General features: G+C 37.1%; 6 protein-coding genes and 1 pseudogene. 2 read left to right on the forward strand and 5 right to left on the reverse strand.

Annotated features, from left to right (window positions below):
* The first annotated feature begins 34 nt into the window (after positions 1-34).
* A complete protein-coding gene (locus IR022_RS19125) occupies positions 35-2,254 on the forward strand; it encodes a hypothetical protein (protein WP_242053302.1) in 2,220 nt (739 codons plus the stop codon).
* 67 nt (positions 2,255-2,321) lie between these two features.
* A complete protein-coding gene (locus IR022_RS19130) occupies positions 2,322-4,829 on the forward strand; it encodes a glutaminase family protein (RefSeq protein ID WP_194204948.1) in 2,508 nt (835 codons plus the stop codon).
* 294 nt (positions 4,830-5,123) lie between these two features.
* On the opposite strand, the gene IR022_RS19135 is transcribed toward IR022_RS19130, so the two are convergent.
* The 5 genes and pseudogenes from IR022_RS19135 to IR022_RS19155 form a co-directional block, all read right to left on the reverse strand.
* The gene (locus IR022_RS19135; protein WP_410492829.1) at positions 5,124-7,253 is read right to left on the reverse strand and encodes a RagB/SusD family nutrient uptake outer membrane protein; all 2,130 of its coding nucleotides are present in this window, start codon (positions 7,251-7,253) and stop codon (positions 5,124-5,126) included.
* Between the two features lie 13 nt (positions 7,254-7,266).
* A complete protein-coding gene (locus tag IR022_RS19140) occupies positions 7,267-10,584 on the reverse strand; it encodes a SusC/RagA family TonB-linked outer membrane protein (protein ID WP_194204949.1) in 3,318 nt (1,105 codons plus the stop codon).
* A gap of 44 nt (positions 10,585-10,628) precedes the next feature.
* A complete protein-coding gene (locus IR022_RS19145; protein ID WP_194204950.1) occupies positions 10,629-12,101 on the reverse strand; it encodes a DUF4992 family lipoprotein in 1,473 nt (490 codons plus the stop codon).
* Positions 12,102-13,704: 1,603 nt separating this feature from the next.
* A complete protein-coding gene (locus IR022_RS20105) occupies positions 13,705-14,028 on the reverse strand; it encodes a clostripain-related cysteine peptidase (RefSeq protein WP_242053303.1) in 324 nt (107 codons plus the stop codon).
* 10 nt (positions 14,029-14,038) lie between these two features.
* A pseudogene (locus IR022_RS19155) lies at positions 14,039-14,261 on the reverse strand (choloylglycine hydrolase); the annotation flags it as partial.

A 14,261-nucleotide genomic window follows, 5' to 3' on the forward strand; every position in this document is an offset into this window, starting at 1 on the left:
AAAGTAATATTGTAAAACCTGATAATTTATAATTATGAATAAAGTAACTAAGGGGCTATTTCTTAGCCCTCTTTTAGCATCCTTTCTACTGTCGGTATCTGCCGACTTGGGTGCTCAGGAAAAAAAGAATGACAAAAAAGAAAAAACAGCTTTTCAGACCTCGCATCCGTGGAAACCATCTATAGACAATAGAGCAGATGTTGCTATAGTATACGGTATTGGAGGAAACCCCTCGGACAATTCGAAAAGAGTATCATTTGAAGACCGAGTAAAATCGTGGCAAGATCGTGGCTATATCACTCATTTTATGACGGGTATAGCTTGGGGAGAATATCAAGATTATTTTACCGGAAAATGGGATGGAAAATGGCATCTAGATGAAGGACAAGTAACACAAAACGGTGACACTATTTGGCACGGTCATTTGATTCCATATATTGTACCTACCGAAAACTTCATTAAATATATGAAGGAGGCACAAATAAAAAGGGTAATAGATGCCGGTATTGATGCTATATATTTGGAAGAACCCGAATTTTGGGCACGTGCCGGATATAGTGATGCCTTTAAACGAGAATGGAAAAAATATTATGGGTTCGATTGGCGTGCGCAGCATGAGTCGCCCGAAAATACATACTTAGCCAACAAATTAAAATATCAGTTGTACTACAATGCCCTCAACGAGGTATTTACGTATGCCAAAGAATATGGTAAAAGCAAGGGTATGAATGTTCGCTGTTATGTACCTACTCACTCGTTAGTCAATTATTCGCAGTGGCAAATTGTAAGTCCCGAAGCAAGTTTAGCTTCGCTTCCTTGCGTAGATGGATATATAGCACAAGTGTGGACGGGTACGTCTCGCGAACCGACCTATTTTAATGGAAATGCAAAAGAGCGAGTTTTCGAAACAGCTTTCTTGGAATATGGTTCTATGGAATCTATGACAGCTCCCACTGGACGTAAAATGTTTTTCCTGACCGATCCTATTGAAGATTTACCACGTGATTGGGTAGATTATAAGAAGAATTATCAGGCAACATTTACGGCACAATTACTATACCCTCAGATAGCCGATTATGAAGTAATGCCTTGGCCCGAACGTATCTACGAGGGTTTGTATCGCAAAAGTGCCAATAGTGAAGAGAGAGCAACCATTCCTCGCCATTATTCAACACAAATGCAGGTAATGATAAACTCTTTAAATTCGATGCCTTTGTCTGATAATAAAGTGACAGGATCAACAGGTATCAGTGTTCTTATGGCAAATTCGCTGATGTTTCAGCGTTACCCTACACATAAAGGATACGAGGATCCTCAATTATCCAACTTCTATGGACAAGCTCTTCCATTTTTGAAACGTGGAGTACCTGTTAAAACAGTTCATATCGAAAACTTATCTTATGCTGAGACTCTAAAGGATACTAAAGTTCTGCTGATGTCTTACTCCAATATGAAACCCCAAACAGCCGAAGCTCATAAACTTCTAGCCGAATGGGTCAAAAAAGGAGGTGTCATTGTATATAGTGGTCAAGATAACGATCCGTTTCAATCCGTTCAGGAATGGTGGAACAAAGGAGACGTGAAATACAATGTAGCTTCGGATCATCTCTTCGAAATAATGAATATAGGTAGTAATCCTAAAGAAGGAGAATATACTTATGGTAAAGGTACAGTATATGTTTTACGTAACGATCCCAAAGAGTTTGCAATGGAAGCGGGACAAGATACTAAACTGGTTGATGTTGTAAAAAGAATGTATGAGCAAACAGCAAAAGCAGGTACGTTAGAGTTAAAAAATAGTTTTTACCTTGCAAGAGGTCAATACGATTTAGTGGCAGTTTTGGATGAAAATAATAGTACAACCCCATATACAGTAAAAGGTATATTAATAGATTTATTCGATCCTCAGCTACCTGTTCTTAAAGAGAAAGTAGTATCACCCGGAGAACAAGCCTTCTTGTTTAACGTAGGTCGTGTAAAAGATAAATCGAAACCTCAGGTACTAGCTTCCGCTTCTCGTGTTTCGGACGAGAAGATAGGTAAATCAAGCTATTCATTTATAGCAAAAAGTCCTATAAATACCACAAATGCAATGCGTGTTTTATTACCTGCTAAACCAAATAAATGTCTGATTACAGCACCCGATGGTACTGAACTAAAAGATGCACAGTGGGCGTGGGACGAATTTAGTAAGACTTGTTTCCTTACTTTCGAAAATAACCCTGATGGGGTGAAAATCTCCCTTACTTGGTAATAATAGGATAAAATATTTAGTAATAAAAAGGTCAGAGACCTTAATTCTTAACTTAAATATAATTTACATGAAAATAAATATCTTATTTGGCTTTTTAATAACCAGCATGATGTTTGGTTGTTCAGAAAGTAACAATCCGGGTTACAATGTTATAAAGAACGATATACGCCCACCGGCTTATCCACTTATAACTATCGACCCATACACAAGCGGATGGTCTTTTACAGATAATCTTTATGATAGTTCTGTAAAACATTGGACAGGGAAAGATTTCCCATTGGTGGGAGCCATAAAAGTAGATAATGAAGTTTATCGCTTTATGGGAACCGAAGATCTGGAATTGAATGCAATAGCCAAGACTTCGGAATATGGTGATTGGTCAGGGAAGTATACTTCTGATAAACCATCTGATACATGGATGAAAAACGATTTCGATGATTCGAAATGGAAAGAAGGTCCTGCCGCATTTGGTACAAAAGAAAACGAAGTAACTGCCAAAACACAGTGGGGCAGTGAATATATATGGACCAGACGAGCTGTGAATATCGAAGATGACTTGAAAGGCAAGAATGTGTATCTCGAGTATTCGCACGACGATGATGCTATCATTTATATTAATGGTATAGAAGTTGTAAATACCGGAAATGCCGCTAAGAAAAATGTATTGATTAAATTACCCGAGAATGTAGTAAATTCTCTGGCAAAAGGTACAAATGTAATAGCCGGATACTGTTATAACAGAGTAGGTAACGGATTGCTTGATTATGGCTTGTTTGTAGAAAAAGAAAATACAACTTTCTTTAATAAAACAGCTACTCAAAAATCGGTTGATGTACAGGCTACTCAAACACACTATGTATTTAGTTGTGGTAATGTAGATTTGAAGGTGACGTTTACCGCCCCTCTATTGATGGATGACTTGAAACTGATGTCACGTCCGATCAATTACATTTCGTATGAAGTATTATCTACTGACAACAAATCGCACGATGTACAACTATATCTTGAGGCATCCTCGAATTGGGCTTTAGATAGAGCACATCAGGAGTCTGAAAGCGAAGGTTTTGATAATGGAGATATGTCATTCTTGAAAACAGGAAGTTCTACACAGAATGTACTGGCTAAACAAGGTGATGATGTTCGTATCGACTGGGGATATTTTTACCTGGCTACCGAGAAAGATAAAAACACGACCTCAAGTATAGGTGATGGAAAAGAGCTTAGAGCTAATTTTGCCAATAATGTACAAAAAGGATCTATCGAAAAGAGAATCGGAACTAATGAGAAACTAGCTTTTACTCGTTCTCTAGGGTCGGTGAACAAAGCATCAGGTAAATTCCTTATCGGATACGATGATTTGTATTCTATTCAGTACTTTGGTGAAAACCTAAGACCTTATTGGAATGCCGATGGCAAGAAAAATATCTTGGATGAGTTTCATAAAGCTAAAGAAGAGTACAGCCAATTGTTGAGCAAATGCTATAAGTTTGACGAAACTTTAATGACAGATGCTGCTGCATCGGGAGGTAAGAAGTATGCCGAACTATGTGCTATCGCTTATCGTCAGGCAATATCCGCTCATAAATTGGTTCAAGCTCCTAATAACGAACTGTTATTCTTGTCGAAAGAAAACTTTAGTAATGGTTCTATCGGTACTGTGGATATTACCTATCCATCATCACCAATGTTTTTATATTACAATGTAGAATTGGCTAAAGCATTGCAAAACCACATATACTATTACAGCGAAAGCGGTAAGTGGACAAAACCTTTTGCAGCTCACGATATAGGTACCTACCCATTGGGTAACGGACAAACTTATGGTGGAGACATGCCGGTGGAAGAATCGGGTAATATGATCATTCTAACAAGAGCAATTGCTGCTGTTGAAGGTAATGCAGAATATGCACAAAAGCATTGGGATGTAATAACTGTTTGGACTGATTATTTGGTGGAGAAAGGACTTGATCCTGAAAACCAATTATGTACCGATGATTTTGCAGGACACTTTGCACATAATACAAATCTTTCGATTAAAGCAATATTAGGAGTTGCCTCTTATGGAGAACTGGCTGGTATGTTAGGTAAGAAAGATATTGCAGAAAAATATACTAAAATAGCAAAAGACATGGCTGCCGAATGGGTTAAAATGGCTGATGATGGAGATCATTACCGTTTGACATTCGATCAGACAGGTACATGGAGTCAAAAATACAACCTTGTATGGGATAAGCTTTTAAAGATGGGTATTTTCCCACCTGAGGTAGCTCAAAAAGAAGTAGCATATTATTTGACTAAACAAAATAAATATGGTCTTCCTCTTGACAATCGTGAAACTTATACTAAGACCGATTGGATTATTTGGACAGCTACTTTGGCTGATGATAAAGCTACTTTCGAAAAATTTGTTGCACCTGTACATTTATTTATGAGTGAAACAATAGATCGTGTACCTATGTCTGACTGGGTATTTACAGATAGACCTAATCAACGAGGATTTCAAGCTCGATCGGTAGTTGGTGGGTATTTCATAAAAATGCTTGAAACTAAACTGAACGAAAGCAAATATAATTGATTGATAATTTTACTAGCAAAGCACCTCCTGAATTTTTAGGAGGTGCTTTGTTATCTATATTGTATTAGATCAGATTGATTTAGGAATTAGATATTTAGTGAAATGAAAAAATGGGCTATGAAGGATTATTGTCTACATTGAAATAGTCATAATTTAATCTTTTTATGATGTAACTTTTTTTATTTATATCTATCAGATTAAATGAAGACTATTCAGACTTTGAGTTTTATAAACAAAAAAGCCTTCTGCAGTTTTCAGCAGAAAGCTTTTTTCTCTATAATATATTATATGTTATCATTCGGCAAGAGGATCAAATGTTCCAGTACCACCTTTTATTATATCTAACCAGCCTATGGTTTGCTCCAATGTAGGGTTATTCGATTGTGCGTTCGATTTAAGACCTACAATATAGTATTGAGGCTGATACGAAACAGTCTTTGTCAAGTCATCACCTTTTCTATCCTTACGCACCAAACCATCGGTGTAGAATGTAACCAAATCAGAACGATCAGAGAGTGTCTGTGTTGCTAGATTCCATGCCACAGGGCGAGTATCTTTATAAGGATCGGCAGCAGACGCATTACCTACAACTCCATTTTTTACAGTAACACAAAGTTCAAGGAGACCTCTTCTACTACCATTAAAAGGCTTAATACCCAGATAGCTGCATGTATTACCATTAAATCCGGTCAATGCCCAAGTTGGTTGTAGAGAAGCTTGTCCTACACCCCCATCCCAAAGCATCCAGCGACGCATATCATCGAAGCGTTTTCCTTCGTAAGCCAATTCTATCTGGCGTTCGTAGAGAATAGCCGCAAATAGCGCACCTCTATCACTAGCTAAGGCATTATCTAAACCGCAGTCTCCTGTATAACCTACACGCTTGCGTATATCTCTTAAAGCTTCCAGAGCTTCATTATAATAACCGGCTCCACATGCAGATTCGGCTAAGTTCAACAATACCTCTGCATAACGTATTTCCATATATGGAGAGGCAGATTGTTCAAAGCCATTCCCTTTATCGAGTTTATATACATACAATGGTGTGGCATTATTAATATCCAAATCATCTGTACGTTTACGAATATATACACCTTTGTAGTTTTCAGCTAAACCATCACCAGAATATCCACTTTGATCCATGGCCGCACGTTTCTCTGCAGTATCATACCATGTATAGTTCCACAACGCATAATCATTTCCTTTATATGGATAAGCAATAGAAGAAGCAGTATTACTGGTAGTAGGATCTCCCGAGAATTTCCAATACACTCCGGGAAATGCAAACGTGCGGTAAAAGCGTGGATCTCTATTCATCATAAAACGATTTTTGTTATAAGTATATGATGATTGTCCCGGCTTCTTTCCATCAGCCATAGGGAACATATCTATCATCAGGTCTGTGGTGTTTTTTCCACCACCTCCATTTGCATTAGTAGGGCGAATAGCATTCTCCCAACCATTCCATAAATTAGGACTAGTATTAGTTCCTTTATTCACATTGTTATATAGCGTTACAAATACAGCTTCTTTAGAGTAAAAATCGGAAAACATTCTTCCCCAACCAGTAGCATTTAATCCCGGAGCATCCGAAGATGCCAATCCAAAACCACCGGCTGTCAATGTAGCGATTGCACTTTTATTAGCTTGGTAAGCCAGTTCCCAACGGTCTTTATTATCACCACGGTTAAACACCGGACTTGCATACAATAAGCGAGTACGGCCTTGAAGTGCTAATGCTGCTCCTGAAGTTACTCTGCCATAATCATTACCACCCCATGAAGCAGGTAGGAGCGTACTTGCTGTTTGTAAATCTTCACAAATAAAATCGACACACTCTTTTGTTGTGGAGCGTGGAATTGTCAGTGCTTCAACTTCGGCACTGATAGGATTTTGAACCTTTGTTACAATAGGTACGCCTCCCAATTCTTTCACCAAACGATAGTAAACCCATGCCCGAAAGAAATATGCCTGACCCATCAGTTTATCTTTCTGTTCTTGAGTAAGCCCTGAACTTGCGGGTATACTCTCAATAGCATCGTTGCAAGAAAGAATCCATCCGTATAAATTATTTGAGGTTTTGCGCTCATTATAAAATATACCAGGTAGATCGTTGTGAGTGGTTGTTAATATAGTTCCATCAACTAAAACCGACAATCCTGAATATTCTTCTGTGGATTGAGAATATATATCACTCGAGCCCGCACTTGAAGATTTCCAACCGAAACTACCAACCGAGTTCGATAAAGCTAAAGCATATATACCGTCGATTGCAGCTTCTGCTGTGGCATAGTTACTATAAGGATCGGTTACTTTAGAATAATCTTTTTTATCTTCCAGAAATTGGTCACTACATCCGGTGAGGATGAGCGCTGCAGCCAGAAGAGCAGTAGCAGAACCAATTATTTTTCTTGTATTCATCATTTTCTTTTCGTTTTTAGAATGAAACATTTACTCCTAATGTAATTTTCCTCAAGTTTGGATATTGTCCATAAGCCCCAGCAAACGAACTGTAGAAATTGTCAGGATATGAATTGTGGAAATTCAATACATTTTGTGCTGTCATATTCAAACGGCAGTTTTCTACTCCCACCTTTTTTATAAACACTTTAGGGAGTGTATAAGCTAATGTGATGTTACTCATTGATACAGAAGCGTTATTTACTCTCCAGAATGTAGACTCTACACTGTTTACTTTATCATACATTAGGTTAGGATATCTGGCATTACGATTGGCTTTAGCTACAACATTACCATTAGCATCAAGCACGTCTTCATAAATAAACATATCATTGGCCCAGAAAGATGGTAGATTGGTGTACTGCATCGAATTGTATCCCGATGTATTTAATACGCTATTGTAGATAGAACGCATATTTTTCGACATTACAGTGTAGCTCCCCCAATTGGCATTAAGCTGCATACTTAGCGAAAAGCTTTTCCATTCAGTATTAAGAATTACAGTAAAGCCATAGATGTTGTTACTGCGGTTAGATATTTTAACACGGTCAGCCTTTTCATCAATAACTCCATCCGCTTGCTCTATATAGTATCCGTTTTCGTCACGATCGGTGCTGCGTACATCTTTGTATATCAGCATACCTGGACGCATATCGGCTTTAGAAAGACCTAAGTAGTTCGTAATGTTGTTTTTATCAAAGTATTCTTCAATTTCTTGGTAGCTTTTAAACATGCCTAAACATTCGAGACCCCATACTCCTCTGTCTCTGCGCTCGCCTTCTACTATACCATCCAGCTCTTTTGTTGACGGCCAGTTCGTTTTATTTAATCTATTGTCGGAGTATCCAGTATTTATTCTGACACCATATTTGAAATCGTCACCTATTTTGTCTTTCCATCCCACTGCAATCTCAATACCATAAGTATCGATTGAAGAATAGTTTTCATTAGCAGGGTTCGATCCAGCAGTACTTGGTATAGTATTGTTGAGTGAAGTAAATATGTCACGGTTCCATTCGTAGTAACCGTCGATATTAAAGCTCAAACGATTGTTAAGCAAACCAAGGTCGAGACCATAGTTAGACTTATAACTCTTATCCCATTTGGCGTTTCGGTTAAAGCCCTGATCTGGGAGCGTAATGTAATTACCGCTTGCAGAGCTAGAACTTCCAAACACAGGACCTTTATCCGAATTATAGTTATAATTTTTAGCCCATGTCCATGTCGGAATATTATCACGACCGGTAAGCCCGAACGATCCACGCAATTTCAGGTAATCAATAGCCTCTACTTTAAACCACTCTTCCTGAGATAAAATCCATCCTCCTGACACAGATGGAAATACTCCCCAATAATTTTCAGGGGCAAATTTGGTTGAAGCATCTGAACGAATCAGAAACTCGAACAAATATCTGTCCTTATAAGCATAGTTTATACGTCCGATATATGAAAGGCTAGCTGATTCTGCGCGCGAGAATCTATTATCTTTAGTTGTAGCATCATTACCAGTAGTAGAACTTTGTCCATTTGAATTTGGGAATAGGTCTGATCTCGATCCATATAGATCCTCAAATACTCTTTCAGACTTTTCAATACCAAACAATCCGCTTATATCATGGTTACCGAATGTACGTTGATAAGTTGCCAAAAAGTTCATCTGATAGTTATCTGTACGAGACATAGTACGATCGACCATGCCACCATTATTTATAGTAGATCCTACGAAATTACTATTCGACAAATCTACACCACCTCCTGAATAAAGGTGATTACCGCTACCTCCACGATTTACCAGATTATAGAGGATATAGCTTGTGCCTAATTGTTTTGATTCGAGAGTATTTATACTCTTAATATAAGAGAATTTAAGTTTTAATCCTTTCAGGTGTTGGCTCCATCCAAAATCGTATTCCAACCCTGTGTTGATGTTCATCTCTTGGTTTATATTGGTTTTATAGTCACCTGAATTCTGAATTGCATCAAAGTTATAGAGTTGAGAGTTATGCACAGTTGCATTTGTAATACCATAAGATGCTATCGGACGTCCATCTATAGACGATGGAATATAGCGTGGTTGTGTCAACAATCTGTTATAATCGGCCTCAGAACCGGTAGTTGAAGCAACTCCATTATAAGCTTTAGTATCTTCTCCGTAGTTACCCGATACTTGTAACGATGCTTTCAACCATTTGTTGATTTTAAGATCCATACCAGCACGGTAATTCCAACGTTCGTAGTTGAGTTTTCCTATATTTCCGTCTTGTGAGTAATATGCTATACCTGCAAAATAGTTAGCATTATCGGTACCTCCGCCCATATTTACAGCATGTTTTTGTGTAAAGGCTGCGCTCCAAGCATCTTCTAGAAGGTCATAATTGAGACTTTTCATAACTTCCAGTTCATCTGCCTGAAACAAATCAAGGCGAGAATCGTATGGCTCAGAAGGGTTAGCTGCCCTCACACCATTCCACAGTCTTCCATAGTCATAAGAATTCAGCATTTTGGGACGAGAGATTTCATCTGCATAACCAAATTGTCCGCTATATGAAATTTTAGGTTTTCCAATCTGTCCGCGTTTTGTCGTCACCAAAACAACACCATTACCTGCACGTGAACCGTATACTGCAGCAGAAGCATCTTTCAATACCGAAATACTTTCTACCATTGTAGCATCCAGATTATTAAAAGCCGCTGCACCTTCCTGCATAGGATAGGCATATCCATCAATTACATACAAGGGATCTGTTTCATTAGCTGTACTGCTGCCACTCACAACATTATTCTGACGAATATCTATTCGAGATGTTGCTCCGGGACGGGAAGTACCGCTCGAACTCACTGAAACACCATTCATTAATCCTCTCAAGGCCGAAGACAGGTCACCAGTGACAAGGTCGGTAACATCAGTCATATTGGTAGTAGCAATAGAGCCGGTAAGGTGAGCTTTCTTTTGCACACCATAACCAACTACTACTACATCGTTCAGTTGCAAAGCATCTTCTTTTAGAACAATACGAGTATTGGCAAAATTAGAAATAGTCTGACTGGCATGTCCTATATAAGATACTATTAACTTCTTACCCGCTGGAACTTTAATTGAATACATACCATCTAGATCAGTTATTGTAGCAGTAGTAGTGCCCTCTACTTTCAGCGTAGCCCCAATTACGGGCTCTCCGTCCTCGAATACAACAACTCCACTAACCGTCTGGGAGTCTTGTGCATGAGCCGGCAAAGCAAAAGCCAAAATAAAGCTCATACATAAACCGAGAATTATTAAATATCTTTTCTTCATATCTTTTTTCTTTTTTGATTTACAATCAATTCTCTTTTAATTTATTATTGAGCAGGCAACCATCGAGGGTCTCCCGTTCCGCTAGAAATCTGAGCTGCTCCGCCTACAGTAAAGTTTCCATTTGCAGGATCTGCAAGTTTAGGGTCAGACTCTATATGGGTTCCCGATTTGTCTCCTTGATTATGAGTAATCTCATTTTCGGCTAATGCCCCACCATACCAGTAGGTATTTAGATTGAAAGTTGCAGCAACATTATTGCTAGACATTCTGATACGTCTAAGAATCTCTTTATTTCCGCTATCTACAAATATAGATTTCTGCACATTCACCGAGTTTGAAGTCTGCGCCCAACCATTAGAGTTAAAAAATTGTTTACTATAAGCAACCTGCCAAAACGTACAGTTTTGGATATTTATGCTTCCTTTTTCACTTGCCCATACAACCCTGTCGGCAACTTGTACAACGCGAACATTTGCATATACAATCCAGGTACTTCCATAACTCTTATTCTTGTTGTAGAATGTAGAGTTTATCATTGATAATTCTTTTATTATGGCACCAGTGAAGTTTATAAACGGATTGCTCGATGTGGCATGTTGTTCGACAACACAATCATTAAAGGTGAAGTTTCTTAAGGCATATTTTTTACCTCTATCACTAATTAAAGAAGTCTTTAGATTGCTAACGTTACAAGACTCCATACCTGATGAAGCTTCTACGACAATCCAAGGATCACCATTGTAAAAAATTGCATGTGTTTCATCTATGGTGGTATTGTATTGGATAAATCCAACCCCGGAATAATCATTCAAATCGAAATCCGTCCATTTTATTTTAAATCCAGCTCCATCACTGATGAAGGATGCATCGCCAGTAACTTTTACTTTCGGACGATAAACTTTATCACCACGAAGTGTAATATTCGTTGATTTGAGAGCAATATTAGATCCCATCGTATATTCACCATTTGCCTCCAGCTCATAAACGATCTCTGTTGCATCGCCTTCTTGTGGTTTAACAGGATTATTTTCAAAATATACTCCAAGGTCAGTTCCACTAGGGATAGACGCATATACAGGAATCAATGTAGAATATTCAACCTCTGTTGGCTCAGTTGCCTCTTTATTATTAAGCTCAGTATTCCCCAAGGTCTTAATAACAATTTTATATTTTGTATCGTCAGCTCGTTCACGAGTAACAGAACATCCGTCAATAACTTCGTTCTCTACACCAACTACTATAGGATTGTCAGGATCATCCACATTGTAAAGAGTGAATTGATATCCTCCAGCACCATAGACCACAGGCCATACGATTTTAAGATCTTGCCCCCCTGTTATATTAGCTACAGCTGTAGCCGTAACCTTACTGCCATCAGGTGATACCAGTTGTGCATTCCTCACATCTGAGGAGAATGTATAATCATCCTTATATCCATCGACACAGGACGTAATGAATAGAGCCATCAAAAAGCATAGAATGCCTATTATCGGTCTAGTTTTCTTTTTTGTATTCATACATTAAATTTTAAAATAAGTTAAGTATTAAAACATGTAGATGCCTAATAAATAAAGAAGTACGCCATTACTGAATTGTGTGTTTCAAGAACAGGCAATAGTATTTTATGTATTAATAATTACCAACAAATTAATATCTGTTGATTATATAATTCTATTGCTTATTTGTGAAATTCAGGCATAATTTTGGTCTTTTATATATTGGCAACTTTTAAGGTTATATTTGCAATGCTTGTTTCGTCGTCTAAAGCTATCGTCTATGGAGCTGACAAACTATATTTTTAGATTCTGTTTGGCAATGCAGAAAAATCAGTTCACTCTCCGATATTGAATACTCTATCAATGTCTTGTCTCACAACTATTAAGAATTTCTTCAATAACAGGCTCTTCTTTTTCATCAACAATGTTTCGCTTTCTTTAATTTCAGATTATTGTGTTTTGGAAGGTTAGACTCTTGGCTTGATGAGGTAGTGCATACAAAACCAATAAGAAGCAAAATATATTCCTGAGAAAAGAACTCAGAGATCTATACTTCGCCCTGTTTTTAAATAAATTCAGTGACTTGTTTTTCATAATTTTACACATAAATAAAAGTTAACAATAAGGCTTTAGTTCTAATTAAACGTTTAACTTAAAATAGCAACCTCGCTTAAACGTTTAACTTAAATCTACTAAAAAATGATTTTCTTATATATTATAACATTTACAAATGTATCTGCTTATTTATGTCCTTATCTATATAATTTGATCTAAATTGTAATTAATTTGATCTTTCGAAGTGAGTGAATTAAGTAAGTGTAAGTGCAGATATCGCTATTTAATTACAAGGCTATATTATTCTTTTAGGTTTGTTTTGCCCACCCTTTTAAACGAAAGAAAAATTAGAGAGGTTTTATTCTAGTTTATAATTGGAATAATAAATCAGTAAAATAATTTGTTGAATAAAGATGCTTATATACAATAGAATATAGGAGAATTAGGAGATTGAAGAAGTCAAAGGTTTACGAAGTATGCGAGAAAGCCTTCGATACAATTTTTTGTAGATGAAAGAGGTAAAGTGTTATTATTAAATGGAGTAGCTTTGTGTTTCGTAAGTAGTTATAGATGATATTATTTTTTTCTTATTTTATCTAAAGCTATTTCTGCGGGCTAGATACTTTATACCACCTCAACTTTTGATACTCATTATTCAAGAATGGAAATTTTTCCTGAGGAATATAAGTAGTTAAACTCGAATGTTTCTTTATATCAAAACCATTATAGTCTTTCATGAAAGTAGGTGTTGCATTTTTCCAGACAACACAATTAGAAATTAAAGCTGACAATTCAGTCTTTTGATTATCTGTATCTAAAAGAGAACTGTAATAGTTTTCAAAATCAAAGAACAATCGATAAGAATACCTGTCGAAATACTGAATCGTATTGACATCAATCTACTTTGATTGATTACGATTACTCTTTATCCAATTTGCCAAAGTATCGAGTTGTGATGTTTTGATAATGGAAAATGTTGCCGATCTCATATATCCCGATCTGTTGTCAAACCAAGCAAAAGCATCTTCTCCAAAAGCCTGCAAACCAGATAAAGATTCCGTTAGATGATTTATACTCTTAGGATATATATAGGTAAACCGGGAGAAAGTATCTCTGCCAAAGATGCCAGAATATAGTCGGATTTCTTTTTTAATTCATAAGCAACCTCTATTCTTGACATAAAATAAGCTTCAAATATGATATAATTGAATGTTTTATCGGGAATAGCCTGAGCAAAATCCGACAGTTCCATTTCTTGTTTCTTATCCATAATAATGGATAGGGGACTTGTCAATGTCCCTTGTGGTAACCAACCGGAAGCATGAGAAAATACAATAAATCCGTACGAAGGTGATGAGATGAAAAAGTCCATTCCTAAAATGGACTTTTTCATCCTTTACTTATCAATTATTCACACCTAAAAACTTGAAAGGTTGTGCTGGTTTAAAGTCTTTAGCAGTATTACCATTATAGATTTCACCATTTGCAATAGATAACTTCATTACAGGTGCACCCTGTGCCAAATCCATATCCTGAAGATTTACCCAAAATGTATTTGGAGTCAAGCTCGATTCGAAAAAGTAAGTCAGGTTTTTACTATCTGATACTGTTCTCCATTCTGTTGTG

Source organism: Dysgonomonas sp. GY617 (assembly GCF_015233815.1).
Classification (GTDB): Bacteria; Bacteroidota; Bacteroidia; order Bacteroidales; family Dysgonomonadaceae; genus Dysgonomonas_A.